Origin of the sequence: Stutzerimonas kunmingensis (assembly GCF_021432085.1) — a bacterium.
In the GTDB taxonomy this organism is placed as follows: Bacteria; Pseudomonadota; Gammaproteobacteria; order Pseudomonadales; family Pseudomonadaceae; genus Stutzerimonas.
The window spans coordinates 4556366-4577335 of the sequence record NZ_CP090366.1 but is presented as its reverse complement, the minus strand read 5'-3'; the positions used below and the strand labels follow the sequence as shown (position 1 = coordinate 4577335).

The following is a 20970-nucleotide window of genomic DNA, read 5'->3' as shown; positions in this document are numbered from 1 at the left end:
ATGCGTAACGTGACTCCTTTATTCTGCTGTGCGAAACATGATTCCGTGAAATTACAATTCCAATTAGCTTTTCACACAGCGGAGGCCAGTCATGACAGACGTCGTACGGCTCGAAATTCAGGGCGAGATCGCGCTGATCACGGTCAACAACCCACCGGTTAACGCCCTTGGCCAGGCAGTGCGTGAAGGCCTGCTGAAGGCCTTTCAGCAGGCCGAAGCGGACCAGCAGCTCCGTGCCGTGGCGCTGGTCTGCGAGGGCACTACCTTTATTGCCGGCGCTGACATCAAGGAATTCGGCAAGCCGCCGCAAGCGCCGAGCCTGCCGGAGGTGATCGAAGCTATCGAAGGCTGCAGCAAGCCGAGCGTCGCCGTCATTCATGGCACCGCGCTCGGTGGGGGGCTGGAAGTCGCGCTGGGCTGTCATTACCGGATCGCCCGCAAGGACGCCAAGGTCGGCCTGCCCGAAGTGAAGCTGGGTCTGTTACCCGGTGCCGGTGGTACCCAGCGCTTGCCGCGTCTGGCAGGGGTTGAGAAGGCGCTGGACATGATTGTCAGTGGCTCACCCATCGGTGTGACGGAGGCGGTCGAGCACCACATCGTCGACGATCTGTTCGAGGGTGATCTGCGCGAGGCCGGCCTGGCTTATGCGCGTCGGCTGGTAGACGAAGGCCGCGGCCCGCACCGCACGGGTGAACAGACCCATGGCCTCGAAGGGGTCGACAACGAGGCGCTGATCCGCGCCAAGCACGCAGAAGTCGCCAAGCGCATGCCCGGACTGTTCTCGCCGCTGCGCTGCATTGCGGCGGTTGAAGCCGCGACACAGCTGCCGCTGACCGAGGGCCTCAAGCGTGAGCGCGAACTCTTCGCCGAGTGCCTGAACTCGCCGCAGCGTGGTGCCTTGGTCCATTCATTCTTCTCAGAACGCCAGGCTGGCAAGATCAATGATCTGCCATCCGACGTGAAACCGCGCACGATCAAGACCGCCGCGGTGATCGGTGGCGGCACCATGGGTGTCGGCATCGCGCTGAGCTTCGCCAATGCTGGGGTTCCGGTGAAGCTCCTCGAAATCAATAGTGAAGCCCTGCAGCGCGGTTTGCAGCGTGCCCGGGATACCTATGCAGCCAGCGTCAAGCGCGGCAGCCTGACCGAGGAGGCGATGGAGAAGCGCCTCGCGCTGGTCGAAGGCGTCACCGAGTACGCCGCGCTGGCCGATGCCGATGTGGTGGTCGAGGCGGTGTTCGAGGAAATGGGCGTCAAGCAGCAGGTGTTCGAACAGCTGGATGCCGTCTGCAAGCCCGGCGCGGTTCTCGCTTCGAATACTTCATCGCTGGATCTGGATGCCATCGCCGCCTTCACCAAGCGCCCCGAGGACGTGGTCGGCCTGCATTTCTTCAGCCCGGCCAACGTCATGCGCCTGCTGGAAGTGGTGCGCGGCGAGAAGACCAGCAATGAAGTGCTGGCCACCGCCATGGCTATCGGCAAACAGCTGAAGAAGGTCTCGGTGGTAGTGGGCGTGTGTGACGGCTTTGTCGGCAACCGCATGGTCTTCCAGTACGGCCGTGAGGCGGAGTTCTTGCTGGAGGAAGGCGCCACGCCAGGACAGGTCGATGGCGCGCTGCGCAATTTCGGCATGGCCATGGGGCCGTTCGCCATGCGCGATCTGTCGGGCCTGGACATCGGCCAGGCGATCCGCAAGCGCCAGCGCGCGACGCTGCCGGCGCACCTGGATTTCCCCACCGTCTCCGACAAGCTCTGCGCCGCTGGCATGCTCGGGCAGAAGACCGGCGCCGGCTATTACCGCTACGAGCCGGGCAACCGCACCCCGCAGGAAAACCCCGACCTCGCGCCTATGCTGGAGGCAGCGTCGCAGGAGAAAGGCATCGAGCGAAAGGCGCTGGACGAGCAGTACATCGTCGAGCGCTGCATCTTCGCGCTGGTCAACGAGGGCGCGAAGATCCTTGAAGAGGGCATTGCCCAGCGCTCCAGTGATATCGACGTCATCTACCTCAACGGCTACGGCTTCCCGGCGTTCCGCGGCGGGCCGATGTTCTATGCCGACCGCGTTGGCCTGGACACCGTGCTGGCGCGGGTCAAGGAACTGCACGCACGTTGCGGCGACTGGTGGAAGCCGGCGCCACTGCTGGAAAAACTGGCCGCCGAAGGCCGCACCTTCACCGAATGGCAGGCCGGGCAATGAACGCGACCCGCCTGCAATCCGAACGCACCATGAGGACTTTCCCATGAACGTCAACTACACGGCCGAAGAGCTCGCCTTTCGCGATGAAGTGCGCGCCTTCCTGAAAAGCGAGCTGCCGGCGGACATCGCCGCCAAGGTCAAGCTCGGCAAGCACATGTCCAAAGCGGATCACGAGCGCTGGCAGCAGATCCTGGTCAAGCGAGGCTGGTATGCGCCGGGCTGGCCGGTGGAGCTGGGCGGCACCACCTGGGGCCCGGTGGAAAAGCACATCTTCGACGAGGAGTGCTCGGCCTTCGGCGCGCCGCGTACCGTGCCCTTTGGCGTCAACATGGTCGCCCCGGTGATCATCAAGTTCGGCAGCCAGCAGCAGATCGACCATTACCTGCCGCGCATCCTCTCCGGTGAGGACTGGTGGTGCCAGGGCTATTCCGAGCCTGGTGCCGGCTCCGACCTGGCCAGCCTGAAGACCCGCGCCGTGCGCGACGGCGACCACTACGTGGTCAACGGCCAGAAGACCTGGACCACCCTCGGCCAGCACGCCAACATGATCTTCTGCCTGGTGCGCACCGATCCCGAGGCGCAGCAGCAGCGCGGGATCAGCTTTCTCCTGATCGACATGAAAAGCCCGGGTATCAGCGTGCGGCCGATCATCACTCTGGACGGCGACCACGAGGTCAACGAAGTCTTCTTCGACAACGTCCGCGTGCCGGTGGAGAACCTCGTCGGCGAGGAAAACCAGGGCTGGACCTGCGCCAAGTACCTGCTGACCCACGAGCGCACGGGCCTGGCCGGCATCGGCTCTTCGAAGGCGGTGTTGGCGCATCTGAAGCGCATCGCGATGAAGGAAGTTTGCGACGGCAAGCCGATGCTTGAAGACCCGCTGTTCCGCGCTCAGGTCGCGGAGGTCGAGATGCAGCTGATGGCCATCGAGATGAGCACCCTGCGCATCCTCGCCGCGGCGAAGGAAGGCGGCGTGCCCGGTGCCGAGTCGTCGATTCTCAAGGTCAAGGGCACCGAGATTCGCCAGGCGATCACTCACCTGTTGCGCAAGGTTATCGGGCCGTACGCGCTGCCGTTCCTCGAAGAAGAGCTGCAGCTGGACTATGACGGCGAGCTGCTGCATGCCGACTACAGCGCGTCGCTGGCAGGCGACTACTTCAACATGCGCAAGCTGTCGATCTTCGGCGGCTCCAACGAAATCCAGAAGAACATCGTCTCGAAGATGATTCTCGAGCTGTAAGGGGGCACCGCAATGGACTTCAAACTGACTGAAGAGCAGCAAATGCTGCAAGACACCGCGGCGCGCCTGGTGCGCGACGCCTACCCGTTCGAGCAGCGCGAGAAATTCAGCGAGTCGGAACTGGGCTTTTCTGCCGAGTTCTGGGGCCAGCTGGGCGAACTGGGCCTGACCGCCGTACCGTTCGCCGAAGAGATCGGCGGCTTTGGCGGCGGCGGCGTGGAAACCATGCTGGTCATGACCGAACTGGGTCGCGGCCTGACGCTTGAGCCCTACCTGCAGTCTGTGATCTTCGGCGGCGGATTGCTCAATCAGCTGGGCAGCGATGCGCAGATAGCGGACTTGCTGCCGCAGGTTGCTGCTGGTTCGCTGCAGCTGGCGGTGGCCTTCGACGAGCCGCAGAGCCACTACAACCTCCACGATGTACAGACCAAAGCCGAGGCGGTCGACGGCGGGTATCGCTTGTCCGGCCGTAAGGCAGTTGTCATCGGTGGACACAGCGCCGGGCAGATCATCGTCTCCGCGCGCACCGTCGGCGACAGTCGCGACGAAGCCGGCATCAGCCTGTTCCTGGTCGATCCGAATGCTCCGGGCGTGAGCCGCCGGGTCTACCCGACCATCGACGGGCGCAAGGGTTGCGAGCTGTTCCTCGACAACGTGCAGGTCGGTGCTGACGCCGTGCTTGGCGAGGTTGGTAATGCATTACCGGCGCTGCGCTACCAACAGGGCCGTGCCATCGCCGCGCAGTGCGCCGATGCACTCGGCAGCATGGACGAAGCCTGCAAGCTGACCCTCGACTATCTGAAGACGCGCAAGCAGTTCGGCGTGCCGATCGGCAAGTTCCAGGTGCTGCAGCACCGCATGGTGGACATGCAGACCGAGCTGGAGCAGGCCACCAGCATGGCGATCCTCGCCGCGACCTTTGCCGATGGCGAAGACACCGACGAGCGCAGCCGCATCATCGCTGCCGCCAAGTACATCTGCGCCCGCGCCGCGCGCAAGGTGGCCGAGGAAGCCATCCAGCTACACGGCGGCATCGGCATGACCTGGGAATACAACCTCGCCCACCACGCCAAGCGCCTGGTGATGATCGCCCACCAGTTCGGTGACGATGATCATCATTTGAAGGCTTATGCGAAGCTGATGCAGGTGGCGTGATCGGTTGATCGCGAGACATAAAGAGCCCGCTCTCAGGAGCGGGTTTTTTGTGGGCGGTGGATACTGTTGCGGTGATTGTGCTGTGGGAGCGGATTTATCCGCGACGTTCCTTGGCTCCGGTGCTAAGCCGGGTACGCGAACAGTCCGGTAGGGCGGTTGGCGCGCTTCCCCACACGCGGCGGGTCGGCACGGTGGCTGGGTGGGGCGGTGGATCGGAGGAGCGTGATCCACCCTATGCTGTCGGTTCGGGTTTATAGGGTGGATGTCGCATTTCACATCCACGCGGGTGGGTCGGTACCCGTGGATCGGTGGATCGGTAAAGCGTGATCCACCCTACGCCTGACGTCCCGCGTCCGATCAGGCCGGTTTCGCCTCTGCCTCGGCTGGCGCTACACCTTGCGGCTTCCACTCCTGCAAGCGATCCAGGCTGCCGCGGTAATGCTTGAGCCCCATGCCGAGCAGGACTATCGCGCCGACCAGCGCAACGCCGGTGACGATCAGCAGCGAGTAGCGCAGGGCGTTGTCGTCGCCGAAGACGAAATCGGTGCCCAGCGCCACAGCGGTCGGGCCGATGCCCAGGCCGACCATGGTGATGACGAACAGGTACACCGCCGACGCCTGGCCACGCATGGAATTGGGCATGATTTCCTGAATCGCCGCCGGACCGACGCCGAAGGGCATGGCGATGGTGAAGACGTGCAGGGCGATCAGCGCCAGCGCCAGTTCGCCGGTGCCGGCCATGTAGGCGAGATTGAGCGGCAGGGTCAGCGCGGCGGAGATGATGCCGACACGCAGCGGTGCGTCGCGATAACCGCGGCGGTGCAGCAGGTCCGACAGCCGCCCGCCGGCGATGATGCCGATCGAGCCGGCCACTGCCACCACCGAGCCGTAGAGCACGCCGACGTCGCTGGCCGACCAGCCGTAGGTGCGGATGAAAAACGTCGGAATCCACGCCGAACTGCCATAGGCGGCGAACGCCAGGCAGGCGAAGCCGAAGTTGTGGCAGAGCACGGTGCGGCGGTTCTGGCGGATGTAGCCCGCCACCTCGCTGAGTGGGACCTCGACGCCGGCGCCGACGCCCTTGCGCGACGGCTCGCGGATCAGCAAGAGCACGGCGGTGAAAAGCACGCCGGCTGCACCGAGCACGAGGAAAATCAGCTGCCAGGGTCGGACCATGCCGAGCACCGGTAACTCCACATCACCTTGCGCCGAGGCGAACTTGACCACCAGCCCGCCGAGCAGAAAGGCCAGACCGGAGCCGATGTAGATGCCCATCGAATAGACGCTCATGGCGGTGCCGCGCAGCTTGGGCGGGAAGCTGTCGGCGATCAGCGAATAGGCCGAGGGCGACAGCGCCGCCTCGCCGACACCGACGCCGATGCGGAACACGAGAAACTGCCAGAAGGTCCGCGCGGTGCCGCACAGGGCGGTCATCAGGCTCCACACCAGCACGCCGATGGCGATGATGCCGCGGCGGCTCTTGCGGTCGGCCAGGCGTCCGATGGGCACGCCGCAGATGGTGTAGAACACCGCGAAGGAGAAGCCCATCAGCAGGCTCATGTGGGTGTCGGTGATGTCCAGGTCGCGGCGGATCGGCTCGACCAGCAGGTTGAGGATCTGCCGATCGACGAAGGACAGCACGTAGGCGAGCATGAGGATGGCGACCGTGACCCAGGCGCGGGTTTGCGAGGGGTAGCCGTTATTGTTGTTGTGCATGGCAAGCTCCGATTAGCGAGAGGGGCTGCAGCCCATCCTCACTTTTGTCGGAGATCGCCGATCCGGCAAGCGGAATAACCCTCGCATATGTTTCGAAATATGCTAGCAGTGTTCCGCTCTGCGAAACCGATAGTTAGGAGTCACGCCATCGTTTGTTGCTGGCTCGGCATCAGCTCCGGCAACAAGCGCGGCGTCCACAGGTTGTCGGCGAAGCCGCGACGGAAGAAGCCGAAGTGGCCGATCCGCGTGGCGCCGATTTCTGCGGGCGCGATGCGCTGCATGGTTTTCGGTGCCGAGCTGTAGAAGCCATGCAGGGATTCGGTGTTGCGCGCCGACATCATTTCGTCGTCGCTGAAGGACAGCGAGGTCAGGGGCGTGCGCACGGCTGCGAAGGCCTGGCGCATGGGCTCGCCCTCGACACCGACCAGGTAGTCCGGATGCAGGCACCAGCGCCGCCACTGGCGAATCACCCCGGCGGGCAGGTCGCCGACCGCTCCGATGCGACCGCCCGGGAAGTAGCCGGCCACGGCGGTCAGCACGGGCGCCAGACCATGCCAGAGCAGCCAGGCCTTGTTGCGGATCTGCGGGCTGTTCTCGCGCCAGTAGCCGCTGCCGGCGGCAATGGTGACGATGCGGGTCAGGCGCTCATGGCCTTTGACCAGCGGCAGGATCTGCGCGCCGACACTGTGGCCGATCCAGTACAGCGGCAGCTCACCGGCAACCTCGGCCGCCGCGGCGAGCACCGCGCTGCAGTCGTGGCGCGCCCAGTCGAGGATGTCGACGTTCAACTGGCGGAGCGGCACCCGCCGCGAGCGACCCATGCCCAGGTAATCGAAGGTCACCGCCAAATAGCCCTGGCCGGCCAGCCAATTGGCAAAGTCGGTGTAGAAGCGCTGCGGCACGCCCATCGCCGGCGCGATCAGCACGACGCCGCCTGGCGCGCTGCTCGGCTGATACCAGTAGCTGGACAGGACATGGCCGTTGCCGTTGTCGATGGAGCGTTCTTCAACCTGTATCGTCGCCATCTTGTTGTTCTCCGCGCTTCTGCGAATGCTGCGATCGGTGCAGTATACGAAGGGTAGAAGATAATTCTAGAAAAATATTCTAGTCAGTTTGGAGGCCGGATGGCCCGTAGTAGCCGCAAGCAGGAAATCCTTCAGGCCGCACTCGCCTGTTTCACCGAGTTCGGTGTGGAGGCGACCACCATCGAGATGATTCGTGATCGTTCCGGCGCCAGCATTGGCAGCCTCTATCACCACTTCGGCAATCGTGAGCGGATCATCGCTGCGCTGTATCTGGAAGGCATCGGCGAGTACGCCGCGCTGCTGGAAGCCGGACTGATCGAGACGCTCGATGCCGAGGCCTGCGTCCGGCTGTTCGTCACCAGCTACATCGACTGGGTGGTGGCGAACCCGGATTGGGCGCGCTTCGTTCTGCACAACCGTGGGCGGGTCGAGGCCGGGGAGATGGGCGAACGGCTGCGCGAGGTCAATCGCGCCCACGGTGAGCGGGTCGGAGCGATTCTGCGGCGCCATCGGGAAAGCGGAGCCTTTCGGCGGATGCCCGGCGACTGCTTTCTCGCGGTGGTGATCGGGCCCTGCCATGACATGGCGCGTAACTGGCTGGCGGGCCGTTCCCGCACCGCGCTGGCCGACTGCCGCGAGCTGCTCGCGGACATCGCCTGGGCCAGCGTCAGGGCCTGACGGTCAGACGCCGAGGCTTTCGATATCGCGGGCGAGCATTTCCAGCTGGTGGGCCAGCGAGTTCTTCAGGGTTTCCTCGCTGAGCTGGAATGACGGCGCGCCGCAGGTCAGCGCCATGATGCTGCCATCGGCCAGGTGCAGCGGCACACCGGCGGCCATCACGTTGCGGTCCCAGTCGCCGAGCGACAGGCAGAAGCCGTGCTGCACGAAATCCTCGAACGAGGCGTGCAGCGAAGCCTCGATGGCGGCCCAGTCATCACCGTACTTGCTGGCCAGAGCGGCCATCAGATGCTCGCGTTCCTTCTCCGGGGTGGCGGCGAGAAAGGCGCGGCCAGCGGCGGTGGTGGCCAGCGGCAGACGCACGCCGGCGTCCATGCGCAGGGTGGTGACCTCGGCCGGGCGGCAATTCTCCACGTAGATCATCGACAGCCGGTCGCGGCAGGTCAGGCCCACGGTGGTGTTGGTGCGGCGGGCGAACTCGTCCATGTACGGCTTGGCCAGCTGGCGCACGCGCAGGTTGGAAACGTAGGCGTAGCCGAGCGCCAGCACACCGGAGTCGAGTTGGTACTTCTCCAGCTGCTGCGAATAGCTGAGGTAGCCGAGCTTGGTCAGCGTGTAGGTCATGCGCGACACGGTGGGCTTTGGCAGCCCGGTGATGCGTGCGATGTCCTGATTACCCATCACCACCGAGCCATGGGTGAAGGCACGCAGCACGTCCAGCCCGCGGGCGAGGGCCTCGACGAACTTGCGATCCTTGGGAGTGCCGGTGTCTTCGATGTCGTCGCTCATGGTCTCGGTCTGTCTGGCTAGTGGGCAGCGGTGGCGAACGATAGCAGATCGCCCGACGCCGGGCAGTGCGGCCATTGGCGATCATTGCGACGGAAAAAGCGATCTACTACTATCGGATTCGACATCCAGTTTCGCACAGTAAAACAATAATTCATTTTGGAGAATGTCGATGTCCGCTTCCGTGCAAGGCTACGTGGCTACCGAACTCGCCCGTGGCGGCTACCAGAACGTCCATGACCTGCTGGCTCAGGCCTGCGCGAAGCATCCGCAGCGCGCGGCATTTTCCTGTGGCGACGACCAGCTCACCTACGCCGAGCTGGGCAGTCTTGCCGACGCGTTCGCGCGCTACCTGCGGCATCACGCCGGGCTGCAACCCGGTGACCGGCTGGCGCTGCAGCTGCCCAATTCGTTGCAATATCCCATCGCCGTGTTTGGCGCACTCAAGGCCGGGCTGGTGATCGTCAATACCAATCCGCAGTACACGGCCGCCGAAGCCCGCCATCAGTTCCGCGATTCCGGCGCCAGGGCGATCCTTGTGCTCGATCGGCTGCTTCCGCTGGTACGCGCGGTGCAGGCGGACACCGAGCTAGAGCACGTCATGCTCACCAGCATCGATGATCTGCAGAGGCCGATTCACGAAGGCAGTGAGGCGGGAACGCAGCGCTTCATGCAGGCCCTGCGGCTGGGGGCGGAAAGCCCGCCGCTGGAGCGCGAGGCAGGCCTCGACCGGCTGGCGTTGTTGCAGTACACCGGCGGTACGACCGGCGTTTCCAAGGGCGCGATGCTCAGTCACCGCAATCTGCTAGCCAACGTGCTGCAGACCATCGAGCTGTTCGACAAGCCGGGTCTGCTGGAGCCTGAAAAGGACGTGCGCATCGCGCCGCTGCCGCTGTATCACATCATGGCGTTTGCCACGAACTGCCTGAGTTCGGTGGGTATGGGCCTGCACACCGTATTCATCCGTGACGGGCGCAATCTGGACGAAACCATCGGTGCCATGCAGCGCTATCCGTTCAGCCTGCTCAGCGGCATCAACACGCTGTTCGTCGGGCTGATGAATCACCCGGAGTTTCGCCGCATCGATTTCTCCCATCTGAAGTGGGCGACGTCCGGCGGCGCGCCGCTCAACAGTGAAGTCGGGCGTCGCTGGCAGGCACTGACCGGGGCGCCGATCCGCGAAGGTTTCGGCCTGACCGAGGCCTCGCCTGTTGTGGCGACCGGTACACAGCTGAGCCCTTACCGCGAGGGCTACATCGGCCAGGCGCTGATCGAAACCGAGCTGCGCACCGTGGATGACGAGGGCAACGACGTAACGCCGGAAATGCCGGGCGAGCTATGGCTGCGCGGCCCGCAGGTGATGCAGGGCTACTGGCAGCGACCGGACGAGACGGCCAAGGTGCTCACGCCCGAGGGATGGCTGAAGACCGGCGACATCGCCTTGCTGGATGCCGCCGGCTTCGTGAAGATCGTCGATCGCAAGAAGGACATGATCCTGGTCTCCGGCTTCAACGTCTTTCCCAACGAGATCGAGGATGTGCTGATGCAGCATCCATCCGTGCGTGAATGCGTGGCGGTCGGCGTACCGGATGCGCGCAAGGGTGAGGCAGTGAAGGTCTTCGTCAGCCTCAAGGACGATGCGGCCGACGAGCAGGCGTTGCTCGAGCATTGCCGGCAGTATCTCACCGGCTACAAGATGCCGAGCTATCTCGAGCTGCGCGACGAGCTGCCGAAGACAGCCGTGGGCAAGTTGCTGCGTCGGCAGCTGCGCGACGAGGCGCGGGGTAGCGCAGGTTGATTGCCACCTATATATAGGTGGTGAGCTGACGAACGGGCTGCAGTGCTCAGGCCCCGGTCGGCATCGAGCAGCAACTCTCGAAGGCACGGCAGTCGGGCGGAAATTTCAATCCGCGCTTGTTGCCCTAGGGGGTTTCTGATATAAAGCAGCGCTCTTTTCTAGGGGCCCGGTATCTTCGTTCGCAACGTGGCCGGTAAGACCCCCATGAAACGTGGCGCTGAGCGCCGAACTGACAAGTGAATTCAAGCGGCCAACCCATGCCGGGTTGGGCATGTGGTTTTAGAGGGCTGAGGCATGTCGAGAGTCTGTCAAGTTACCGGTAAGGGTCCGGTAACCGGGAACAACGTTTCCCACGCAATGAACAAAACCCGTCGTCGTTTCCTGCCGAACCTGCAGCATCATCGCTTCTGGGTCGAGTCGGAGAACCGCTTCGTCCGTCTGCGCCTGAGTGCCAAAGGCATGCGCATCATCGACAAGCGCGGCATTGACGTCGTTCTGTCCGAGCTGCGCGCCCGCGGCGAAAAGGTTTAAGGAGAGCAATCATGCGTGACCTGATCCGTTTGGTGTCCAGCGCCGGTACCGGCCACTTCTACACCACCGACAAGAACAAGCGCACCACCCCCGACAAGATCGAAATCAAGAAATTCGATCCGGTCGTACGCAAGCACGTGATCTACAAGGAAGCCAAGATCAAGTAATTGATCGGCCCTTGAAGAAAGAACCCGCCTCTCGGCGGGTTTTTTCGTTTCTGGCGAACGCTTGGTGTCGATGCCTGACACCAGTCGTCGTTCGCGTTGCCTAGTTTGATATGCATCATGTACGGCGCCTGTCGAATTCGCCTATCGTGCGAGCTTTCTTTTCTCCCACTTTCGGCACGAGGATGCGCAGCGCATGGCGAAGACGGACGGGCCCATCGCGGCAGACAGCAAGAGCACTTCCAGCATCGCCCTGCAGGCGGCTTCCGAAGATATCTGGGCACAGAAATACCGTCTGACCAGCAAGGACGGCACGCCGATCGATGACAGCGTCGACGCCACCTGGCAGCGCGTCGCCCGCGCCCTGGCTGACGTCGAGCCGGCCAAGCAGCGCGAGCACTGGCACGAGCGTTTCCTCTGGGCGCTGCGCAACGGCGCCATCCCGGCCGGACGGATCATCTCCAACGCCGGCGCGCAGGATTACAAACCGGCTACCTCGACCATCAACTGCACTGTCTCGGGTTCGATCACCGACTCGATGGATGACATCCTCGGCAAGGTCCACGAGGCCGGTCTGACGCTCAAGGCCGGTTGCGGCATCGGCTACGAGTTCAGCACCCTGCGTCCGCGCGGCTCCTTCGTCTCGGGTGCCGGTGCGCACACCAGCGGCCCGCTGTCGTTCATGGATATCTTCGACAAGATGTGCTTCACCGTGAGTTCGGCCGGCGGCCGCCGCGGCGCGCAAATGGGCACCTTTGATGTCGGCCATCCGGATGTGCGCGAGTTCATCCGCGCCAAGCGCGAGGACGGCCGGCTGCGCCAGTTCAACCTCAGCCTGTTGATCACCGATGAATTCATGCAGGCGGTGGAGGTCGACGGCGAGTGGCCGCTGATCTTCCCGGTGCACGCCAAGGAAGCCGCCGAGCTGGACCTGGCGGACGCCGAGCATGTGCTCTGGCGCGAATGGCCGGTGCATGATGGCTACATCGTGCGTGACGACGGCCTGGTGGCCTGCAAGATATACGGGCGGGTCAAGGCGCGGCATCTGTGGGACATGATCATGGTCTCCACCTATGACTACGCCGAGCCGGGCTTCATCCTCATCGACCGCGTCAACCAGCTGAACAACAACTGGTGGTGCGAGGCGATCCGTGCGACCAACCCCTGTGGTGAGCAGCCGCTGCCGCCGTACGGGTCGTGTCTACTGGGCTCGATCAACCTGACCAACTTCGTCATCGACCCGTTCGGCGCCGATGCGCGCTTCGATTGGGACAAGTATCGCGAAGTCGTGCGCGTCTTCACCCGCATGCTCGACAACGTCGTCGAGATCAACGGCCTGCCGCTCGAACAGCAGCGCCATGAAATCGAAAGCAAGCGCCGCCATGGTATGGGCTTCCTCGGTCTCGGCTCGACCCTGACACTGCTCAAGCTGCGCTATGGCAGCCCGGAAGCCTGCGTGTTTACCGAGGAAGTCGCCCGCGAGATGGCGCTGGTCGGCTGGGAGCAGGCGCTGGAGCTGTCCAAGGAGAAGGGTCCGGCACCGTTGCTGAGCCAGACCTTCGAAGTCACCGCCGAGATGTTGCGTAAGCGTCCGGAAATGGCGAAAGACGGCTACAAGGTCGGCGATCAGATCGCCGGTCGCGTGCTGCACGCGAAGTATTCGCGTTACATGCAGAAGGTCGCCGAGTACGCGCCCGAGCTGATCGAGGCGCTGGCCGAGCAGGGCGCGCGCTTCACCCACCACAGCTCGATCGCGCCTACCGGCACCATCAGCCTGAGCCTGGCCAACAACGCCTCCAACGGCATCGAGCCGAGCTTCGCCCATCACTACTCGCGCAACCTGATCCGTCCGGGCCGCAAGGCCAAGGAGAAGATCGAGGTGTTCAGCTACGAGCTGCTGGCCTATCGCACGCTGATCAACGAGCGCGCCAAGCCGGGCTCCGACGAGCCGGGCGAGAAGCTGCCGGACTACTTCATCACCGCCGATGACGTCAGTCCGACCCAGCACGTGGATATCCAGGCCGCCGCGCAGCGCTGGGTCGATTCGTCTATCTCCAAGACCGCCAACGTGCCGACCGATTATCCATTCGAGGCGTTCAAGGACATCTACCGCTACGCCTGGCGCCAGGGCCTCAAGGGCTGCACCACCTTCCGCTTCAATCCGGCGGCCTTCCAGGGCGTGCTGGTCAAGGAAGCCGATCTGGAAAAGACCCTGTACCGCTTCACTTTGGAGGACGGCAGCGTGGTCGAGCTCAAGGGCAACCAGGAGGTCGAGTACGACGGCGAGGTGAACACCGCCGCCAACCTGTTCGACGCCCTCAAAGAAGGCTATTACGGCAAGTACTGAACCGGACTGCCAATCGTATAAGCGCCGGGCCATCGCTGCGCCCGGCAGGAGAATCTGCACAATGACCGTAAAGATCACCCAGCGCATCAAGGGCTTCAAGGTCGTCGACGAGGCCCTCGAACGCCCCGCGGCCGCTGCCGCCAGCACCGATAACAAGGCGAGCAAGGCCGTCAATGTGGTGGAAATGGACGAGAGCCTGCAGCGTCCGGAAACCCTGATCGGCATGACCTACAAGATCAAGTCGCCGCTGTTCGAACACGCGCTGTACGTCACCGTGAACGACATCGTGCTCAACGCCGGCACCCCGCACGAGCAGCGTCGGCCGTTCGAGATATTCATCAATTCGAAGAACATGGACCACTTCCAGTGGATCGTGGCGCTGACCCGCATCATGTCCGCGGTGTTCCGCAAGGGTGGCGACTGCACCTTCCTCGTCGAGGAGCTGAAGGCGGTGTTCGATCCGCGCGGCGGCTACCTGAAGAAGGGCGGCGTCTACATGCCGTCGATCGTGGCCGAGATCGGTGCGGTGCTGGAGCGCCATCTGATCGCCATCGGCATGCTCGAAGGTCATGCGCTGGACGAAACCCAGCTCAAGTACCTGGCCGAGAAGCGCGCCGCCTACGAGGCGAGCCAGGGCGCGGTGGCGGTCGAGCCGGGCGAGGGTTTCCCGACCGGCGCGCAGCTGTGCAACAAGTGCAATACCCAGGCCGTGGTGCAGATGGACGGCTGCGCCACCTGCCTGAACTGCGGCAACTCCAAGTGCGGCTAAACGGCTTGCGCTGATTTCGCCTGCCGTGACGCTCGTCAGGCTCGCTTTACCCGGCGGGCCTGGCTCTGCTAGTTTTCGTTCTCCATACCGCCGTCCGGCCGTTGACCCAATGTCTTCCACTGCTCACAGCCTGTTACCCATGAAGCCAGCCGATCTCGGCGCGGCCCGGCTGTGCGCAATCGCTCCACCTCCCTCTGTCGTTGCCGATCTGGCAATCGCGCCACCACCTCCACAGGCGGTTGCGCTGGGCTGATCCGCCCACATTTCGCAGCTCCGGTTTTCGCTTCTGATCCTTCCGGGTCGGTGCGCGCACGCTTTCGGCGTTCGCTGGAGCCTGTTTCGCTTCGACAGGTAATCACTGATGACTTTCAACAAATCGTTGTGGACGTCCTATGGCGTCATGACTGTGTTCGTATTGCTGTGGGGCAGTGCGGCCATCTTCACCCGCTGGGGACTGGACCACGCTACCCCCTTCGCCCTGCTGATCGTGCGCTTTGCTCTCGCGCTGACTGCAGTTCTGCTTATCGGCCTCTACCGTAGGCGCTGCGGCCAGCGCCTGGCGCTGCTTGGCAGACGGCGGCGACCGGGCTGCTGATGATCGGCTGTTATTCGATCTGCTATTTCCAGGCCATGGCCCATGGCGTGACGCCGGGTGTGATCGCGACGCTGCTTGGCGTGCAGCCGATTCTCACCCTGTTGCTCCTCGAACGACGCTTCTCGCCGCTGCGTCTGCTGGGATTACTGGTGGCACTGGCCGGGTTGGCCGCGGTGGTATTCCAGAGTCTGGTGCTGGCACGTTTCTCACTCGCCGGGATGCTCTTCGCCCTCGGCGCGCTGCTGTGCATGACAGTGGGTGCGATCCTGCAGCAGCGCGTTCGCCAGAGCCCGGTGGAGGTGCTGCCGACCCAGTACGGGGTCAGCCTGCTGCTGTGCCTTGCGTTCGTGCCGTTCCAGCCGATCCGCCTGGAAGCGGTGACGGGCTTCATCATTCCGGTGCTGTGGTTGGGTCTGGTGATCTCGGTGGCGGCGCAGCTGCTGCTGTACCGCATGATCCAGACCGGCAATCTGGTGAACGTCACCAGTCTGTTCTACCTGGTGCCGGTGGTGACCGTGGGGATGGATTACCTGTTCCTCGGCAATCAGCTGTCGCGCACCGGCTTGCTGGGAATGGGGGCGATTCTGCTGGGGCTGGCGCTGGTGTTCAGGGCCGCGCCGCAGCCGCATCGCGGATGAGCAAAGGCCGGGCGGTTGCTGCCCGGCCTTTCGGCAGCTTCAGCTGACCACGCGGTAGCACGGCGTGTAGGGCACGCCGCCGGGCAGCTTCATGCGGTGCTGTTCGACGAAGGCCTGCAGCAGTTTGTCCAGCGGCTGCATGATTGCCGCATCGCCGTGGATTTCGTAACGGCCGTACTGCTCGATGCGGCGGATGCCCTTGTCCTTGACGTTGCCGGCGACGATGCCGGAGAAGGCACGGCGCAGATTGGCGGCCAGCTCGTGTGGCGGCAGGTCGCGGCGCAGCGGTAGGTTGGCCATATTCTCGTGAGTCGGATCGAAAGGCCGTTGGAAGCCTTCCTCGATCTTCAGCAGCCAATTGAAGTGGAAGGCATCGTTGCGCTCGCGGCGGAACCGTCGTACTTCGCGCAGGCCCTCGGTCATCTGCCGGGCCACTTCGGTAGGGTCGTTGAAGATGATCTGGTAGCGCTTCTGGGCTTCCTCGCCAAGGGTGGTGCCGACGAAATCGTGCAGTTGCTGCAGATAGTCCGCGGCATCGCTCGGCCCCGTTAGGATGACCGGGAAGGGCACGTCACGATTGGCCGGGTGCAGCAGGATGCCGAGCAGGTAGAGGAACTCCTCGGCCGTGCCGACGCCGCCGGGGAAGATGATGATGCCGTGGCCGACGCGGACGAAGGCTTCCAGGCGCTTTTCAATGTCCGGCAGGATCACCAGCTCGTTGACGATCGGGTTCGGTGCCTCGGCGGCGATGATGCCCGGCTCCGTCAGCCCCAGGTAGCGGCTGCCAACGCGGCGCTGTTTGGCGTGGGCAATGGTGGCACCCTTCATTGGCCCCTTCATCACGCCCGGACCGCAGCCGGTGCAGACATCCAGGCTGCGCAGGCCCAGTTCATGGCCGACGCGCTTGCTGTACTTGTACTCTTCGGTGCTGATCGAGTGGCCACCCCAGCACACCACCATGTTCGGCTCGATGCCCGGGCGCAGCGTGCGGGCGTTGCGCAGCAGATGAAAGACGTAGTCGGTAATGCCCTGGGAAGTGCTCAGATCGATGCGAGCGCTGCTCAGTTCGCTCTCGGTATAGACGATGTCCCGCAGCGCGCTGAAGAGCATCTCGCGGGTGCTGGCGATCATCTCGCCATCGACGAAGGCATCGGCCGGCGCATTGAACAGCTCGAGGCGTACGCCGCGGTCCTGCTGCAGGATGCGCACCTCGAAGTCCTCATAGGCTTCGAGGATGGTCTTGGCGTTATCGATGCGCGTGCCGGTGTTGAGGATTGCCAGGGCACACTGGCGGAACAGCTTGTGCGTGCTGCCGGAACCGACTTCGCTCAGCTGCTGTACTTCGCGTTGCGACAGGGTTTCCAGGCTGCCTTTGGGGGTAACCGAGGCGTTGATTACGTTGCGTTGGGTCATTGGTGATTCCTGAATTCGATGGCGACACCATCGCGGAGCTGGTGCACCGAAACGGCGGCTGCGTGCCGCCATCTTAACGCGGTGGCGCAGCGGCGGTGGGCGATCCGTTCGGTAGGCGAGAGGCAAATCGCTCCGAGAGCCGTGGCAGGTTCGACCCTCGCAACAATCGGCGGTTCGCCCGCAGCGCAAGTCCCTGGCTGGTCAGGTCCAGCCGTAGCGCACCAGGTGGAAGAAGATCGGCGCGGCGAAGCAGACCGAGTCGAGCCGGTCGAGCATGCCGCCGTGGCCCTCGATCATGTGCCCCCAGTCCTTGACGCCACGGTCGCGTTTGATCGCCGACATCACCAGGCCACCGAAGAAGCCCAGCAGGTTCAGCAGCAGCGCCATCAGCGCCGCCTGCCACCAGGCGAACGGGGTGATCCAGAACAGCGCCGCGCCGATCAGTGTCGCGAGGAAGATCCCGCCGACGAAGCCTTCGACAGTCTTGGACGGCGACAGGCGCGGGGCGATCTTGCGCTTGCCGGCCAACTTGCCGCACACGTACTGCAACACGTCGGAGAGCTGCACGACGATGATCAGCCAGGCGATCAGCAGCAGGTTGCGACCTTCGTAGCCGGCAATTTCCAGGGTGAGCAGGGCAGGGACGTGGGAGACGCAGAAGACTGCGATCATCAGGCCCCATTGCACCTTCGAGGCACGTTCGAGAAAACGCGTGGTGTCGCCGCCCAGCGAAGCCAGGATCGGCAGCAACAGGAAGACGTAGACCGGAATGAAGATGGCGAACAGGCCGTACCAGCCGACCGCCACCAGCAGATACTGCAGCGGCAGCACCAGGTAGAACGCCGCGACCAAGGCCGGATAGTCGCTGCTGCGCGTCGGCGTCAGTGTCATGAATTCGCGTAACGCGAAGAACGACACCAGGTAGAAAAGGATCACCACGGCGGTGTGGCCGAGCCAGAAGGCGATACCGATCAGCGCGACCATCACCCACCAGGCATTGATGCGGGCGTTGAGGTTGTCGATCACCGGACTATCGCCGCCGCTGCGACGCTTGAGGACGAAGCCGATCAGCGATGCCAGGGCGAGCAGGGCACCGATACCGGCGAACAGCAGCAGGGTATTGCGATCCATGTCAGTCTTCCTTCGGGGCCAGTTCTAGCAGAGCCAGGCGAGCGCGCTGCAGAAACGCGTCCTTGTCCTCGTCCTTTTCAATACTCATTGGTGCACCGAAGCTGACGCTGCACAGCAGGGGCAGCGGCAGGCTGCGGCCCTTGGGCATCACCCGATTGAGGTTGGCGATCCACACCGGCACCAGCTCCACGTCCGGACACGCCAGGCCCAGGCGATACAGCCCGCTCTTGAACGGCAGCAGGCCTTCTTCCAGATTGCGCGTGCCCTCGGGGAATAGGATCAGTGAATCGCCGCCGGCCAGGGCGTCGAGCATCGGTTGCAGCGGATTCGACTCCGGGCCGCTGCGCTCGCGATCCACCAGTACACCGTTGAACAGGCGATGGATGACGAAGCGGCGCAGCGCGCTGCTCTGCCAGTAATCGGCGCCAGCGACGGGCCGGGTCCTGCGCCGCAGGTCAGGCGGCAGCGATGCCCAGAGCAGCACGAAATCACCGTGGCTGCTGTGGTTGGCGAAATAGATGCGTTGCCGGTTGAGCGGCGCGCAGCCGATCCAGAGGCTGCGCGTACCGGTCAGCAGGCGTGCAACGGAAGTGATCGCGAAGGCGAGCAGGGCGCCGAGCATGGGAGGTTCCTCGGTATCGGGCGGAAAGTCGGTGGTGCGGGAGGGTGGCGGTTCAGTCCGCTTCGGCTGGCGCCGCTGCGGTTTCCGCCAGGCCTTGTCTGACCCGGTTGCTCAGCGTGAGGATCGACAGCCCGGCGATCAGCAGCAACAAGCCGTTGATCCAGGCGGCTGGCAACAGGCCCAGGGCGACGCTGGTGGCCAGCACGCCGAAGGCGAAGGCCCTGTCGCTCTTGCCCATCGGGCCGTCGTAACGGCGTGAGGCACCCACCATCGGACCGAGCACACCGGCGTACTCGGTCAGCGCTGCGAGCACCACCACCAGCACCACGGCAGCTGGCCAGACGCCGGTCACCAGCGCGAGCGGCAGGTAGAGCGCCGCATCGGCGGCCACATCGCAGAGTTCGTTGAGGTAGGCCCCGAGCTTCGATTGCTGGCCGAATTCTCGCGCCAGCATGCCGTCGATGACGTTCAGTGCCATGCGCAGCAGCATCCACAGTGGGATCAGCAGGAAGATCCAGAGGTGCTCGATCAGCAGCGCGACCGCCGCTGCGACTGCCAGCGACACGACCAGCGCTGTCAGCGTGACCTGATTGGCGGTGATGCCGCTGTCATGGAGGCGCTGGACCAGTGGGCGCAGTAGTGCCTGAAAACGGGGTTTGAGCTGATAGATGGAGGGCATGCATCGATTCCTTTCGATGATCGGCGAGTCGCGCGTTTCGGCTAACGCCAGCGCGCATCCTGTGCGCCCGGCACTTTGGGGTAAAGCCCCGGCGGTCGCAAGCTGCACTGGAAAATTTGCGAGGTGTTGAACGCTTTCGCGCGGGGTTTGTGCCTGGGATTCGATTTAGAAAGCGAAAGGCAGCGCGCTGGATGGATGCTGGCGCGCCTTCAGCAGGCGGTGAAACTCATCGGGATCTTTCACCTGCACGTCCGTCTTGCCTTCGTGACGCTGCGCCGCGATCAGTCGCGATAGCCAGAAACGCACGCAGGCCACGCGCAGCATCGGCTGCCAGAGCTCGGCTTCGGCCGGGGTGAAGCGGCGCAGTGCGGAGTAGGCCGCCAGCAAGGGTTCGCTGCGTTCACCGTCGATCTCGCCATTGGGGTGCGAGCACCAGTCGTTCACGGCGATGGCCAGGTCGTAGAGCATCGGCCCGGAGCAGGCGTTGTAGAAGTCGATCACACCGGTCAGGTGGCTGCCTTCGAACAGCACGTTATCGCGGAACAGATCGGCGTGCAGGTTTGCGCGCGGTAGGGCGAGGAGTTTCGGCCGCAGCTCGGCGATCTCTGCCAGGCCTTCGCGCAACAGCGGCAGCTGGTCCTCGGAGAGGCTCAGCGCCAGGCTTGGCCCCTGTTCCTGCATCCAGTCCAGGCCGCGGTCGCTGGCGCGTTCGAGGATGTGCTCGCGGGTGGCCAGATGCAGACGCGCCAGCAGCCGGCCGACCTCGGCGCAATGGTGCGGATTGGGCGCCATCACATGCTTGCCGGGCAGGCGCGGCTGCAGCAGCGCAGGCTTTTCCGCCAGCTCGCGCAGGGCCTCGCCCTGCTCGCTGCGCAGCGCGTAGGGCACCGGCAGGCCGGCGCGGTGCAGCACGTCGAGCAGCTCAATGAAGAACGGCAAATCCTGGGTCGGACCACGCTCGATCAGCGTCAGGACGTATTCGCCCTGTTCGAGGCTGACGAAGAAATTGCTGTTCTCGCTGCCTGCGACGATGCCCTGGAAGTCGCGCAACCGGCCGAGCCGGTACGGCGCCAGGAAGGCTTCCAGTTCATCGCGTTGCAGGGGCGTGAATACCGACATGCTGTCCTCCCGGCGGTTGATGGGTTACCAGCTGAAGATCTTCCAGGAGGGGATCAGCATGTCCGGCTGGTCGGAACGGACGAAGTTGCCGTCGTTGCCGTCTGCGCGCACCAGAAAGTACGGTTTGCCATGCTTGGGCGTGACTTTCACGGCATAGAGGAAGCCATTGACGCGGTATTCCTCGACGGTACGGTCGCCTTCCTGACGGATGGTTACGTCGGGCTCGCCGTCGACCGACTCCTGGGCAAAACCGGCCAGGGGAGCGCACGCCAGCAGGCTGGCCAGCATCAGGTGTTTGAGAGCGCGCATGGTAACCTTGTCCCTTTGTCGATAAGTGGTCCTTGGCATTCTAGCTCCGGGCCCGCCG

The 20970-nt window shown here is 64.0% G+C and carries 18 protein-coding genes and 1 pseudogene; 10 read left to right on the top strand and 9 right to left on the bottom strand.

The window, feature by feature from the left end:
- Window positions 1–91 precede the first annotated feature (91 nt).
- From LW136_RS21865 to LW136_RS21855, 3 genes are read left to right on the top strand one after another with little or no spacing between them, the layout of a single operon-like run.
- Entirely contained in the window at window positions 92–2197 is a 2106-nt protein-coding gene (locus tag LW136_RS21865; RefSeq protein WP_234174186.1) for a 3-hydroxyacyl-CoA dehydrogenase NAD-binding domain-containing protein, read from the top strand.
- 43 nt (window positions 2198–2240) lie between these two features.
- Window positions 2241–3437, top strand: coding sequence for an acyl-CoA dehydrogenase family protein (locus LW136_RS21860; RefSeq protein WP_234174185.1), 1197 nt, complete (start codon window positions 2241–2243; stop codon window positions 3435–3437).
- Between the two features lie 12 nt (window positions 3438–3449).
- Window positions 3450–4592, top strand: a complete 1143-nt coding sequence (locus LW136_RS21855; RefSeq protein ID WP_234174184.1) for an acyl-CoA dehydrogenase family protein — start codon at window positions 3450–3452, stop codon at window positions 4590–4592.
- A gap of 357 nt (window positions 4593–4949) precedes the next feature.
- On the opposite strand, the gene LW136_RS21850 is transcribed toward LW136_RS21855, so the two are convergent.
- Together LW136_RS21850 and LW136_RS21845 are read right to left on the bottom strand one after the other, a co-directional pair.
- Window positions 4950–6308 (bottom strand): spinster family MFS transporter, encoded by a 1359-nt coding sequence (locus tag LW136_RS21850; RefSeq protein ID WP_125897999.1) that lies wholly within the window; start codon window positions 6306–6308, stop codon window positions 4950–4952.
- A gap of 140 nt (window positions 6309–6448) precedes the next feature.
- Window positions 6449–7333 carry an alpha/beta hydrolase family protein gene (locus LW136_RS21845; protein WP_234174182.1) on the bottom strand — a complete coding sequence of 295 codons (885 nt, stop codon included), beginning with the start codon at window positions 7331–7333 and terminating at the stop codon, window positions 6449–6451.
- A gap of 99 nt (window positions 7334–7432) precedes the next feature.
- Between LW136_RS21845 and LW136_RS21840 the strand changes: the two genes are divergently transcribed.
- The gene (locus LW136_RS21840; protein WP_003284191.1) at window positions 7433–8011 is read left to right on the top strand and encodes a TetR/AcrR family transcriptional regulator; all 579 of its coding nucleotides are present in this window, start codon (window positions 7433–7435) and stop codon (window positions 8009–8011) included.
- A gap of 3 nt (window positions 8012–8014) precedes the next feature.
- On the opposite strand, the gene LW136_RS21835 is transcribed toward LW136_RS21840, so the two are convergent.
- Window positions 8015–8800 (bottom strand): IclR family transcriptional regulator, encoded by a 786-nt coding sequence (locus tag LW136_RS21835; RefSeq protein WP_234174181.1) that lies wholly within the window; start codon window positions 8798–8800, stop codon window positions 8015–8017.
- 169 nt (window positions 8801–8969) lie between these two features.
- On the opposite strand from LW136_RS21835, the gene LW136_RS21830 reads away from it, so the two are divergent.
- The 6 genes and pseudogenes from LW136_RS21830 (at window position 8970) to LW136_RS21805 (ending at window position 15639) form a co-directional block, all read left to right on the top strand.
- Entirely contained in the window at window positions 8970–10595 is a 1626-nt protein-coding gene (locus tag LW136_RS21830) for an AMP-binding protein (RefSeq protein WP_234174179.1), read from the top strand.
- Between the two features lie 294 nt (window positions 10596–10889).
- A complete protein-coding gene (rpmB, locus tag LW136_RS21825; protein ID WP_003284186.1) occupies window positions 10890–11126 on the top strand; it encodes a 50S ribosomal protein L28 in 237 nt (78 codons plus the stop codon).
- An 11-nt stretch (window positions 11127–11137) separates the two neighbouring features.
- Window positions 11138–11293, top strand: a complete 156-nt coding sequence (gene rpmG, locus LW136_RS21820; RefSeq protein WP_003284185.1) for a 50S ribosomal protein L33 — start codon at window positions 11138–11140, stop codon at window positions 11291–11293.
- 193 nt (window positions 11294–11486) lie between these two features.
- The gene (locus LW136_RS21815; RefSeq protein WP_125940364.1) at window positions 11487–13637 is read left to right on the top strand and encodes an adenosylcobalamin-dependent ribonucleoside-diphosphate reductase; all 2151 of its coding nucleotides are present in this window, start codon (window positions 11487–11489) and stop codon (window positions 13635–13637) included.
- 61 nt (window positions 13638–13698) lie between these two features.
- A complete protein-coding gene (locus LW136_RS21810; protein ID WP_234174177.1) occupies window positions 13699–14406 on the top strand; it encodes a TSCPD domain-containing protein in 708 nt (235 codons plus the stop codon).
- A gap of 361 nt (window positions 14407–14767) precedes the next feature.
- A pseudogene (locus LW136_RS21805) lies at window positions 14768–15639 on the top strand (DMT family transporter).
- Window positions 15640–15678: 39 nt separating this feature from the next.
- On the opposite strand, the gene ppnN reads toward LW136_RS21805, so the two are convergent.
- The 6 genes from ppnN to LW136_RS21775 all read right to left on the bottom strand — a co-directional run bounded on the left by ppnN (window position 15679) and on the right by LW136_RS21775 (window position 20912).
- A complete protein-coding gene (gene ppnN, locus LW136_RS21800) occupies window positions 15679–17052 on the bottom strand; it encodes a nucleotide 5'-monophosphate nucleosidase PpnN (protein ID WP_234174175.1) in 1374 nt (457 codons plus the stop codon).
- A 201-nt stretch (window positions 17053–17253) separates the two neighbouring features.
- On the bottom strand, window positions 17254–18183 hold the full coding sequence (locus LW136_RS21795; RefSeq protein WP_041015453.1) for a phosphatidate cytidylyltransferase: 930 nt from the start codon (window positions 18181–18183) through the stop codon (window positions 17254–17256).
- A 1-nt stretch (window position 18184) separates the two neighbouring features.
- Window positions 18185–18805 (bottom strand): lysophospholipid acyltransferase family protein, encoded by a 621-nt coding sequence (locus LW136_RS21790; RefSeq protein ID WP_090522555.1) that lies wholly within the window; start codon window positions 18803–18805, stop codon window positions 18185–18187.
- A gap of 52 nt (window positions 18806–18857) precedes the next feature.
- Window positions 18858–19484, bottom strand: coding sequence for a CDP-alcohol phosphatidyltransferase family protein (locus tag LW136_RS21785; RefSeq protein ID WP_234174173.1), 627 nt, complete (start codon window positions 19482–19484; stop codon window positions 18858–18860).
- Window positions 19485–19649: 165 nt separating this feature from the next.
- Window positions 19650–20603, bottom strand: coding sequence for a homoserine kinase (locus tag LW136_RS21780; protein WP_125898007.1), 954 nt, complete (start codon window positions 20601–20603; stop codon window positions 19650–19652).
- A gap of 24 nt (window positions 20604–20627) precedes the next feature.
- Window positions 20628–20912, bottom strand: coding sequence for a DUF2782 domain-containing protein (locus LW136_RS21775; protein WP_003291686.1), 285 nt, complete (start codon window positions 20910–20912; stop codon window positions 20628–20630).
- Between the last annotated feature and the right edge of the window lie 58 nt (window positions 20913–20970).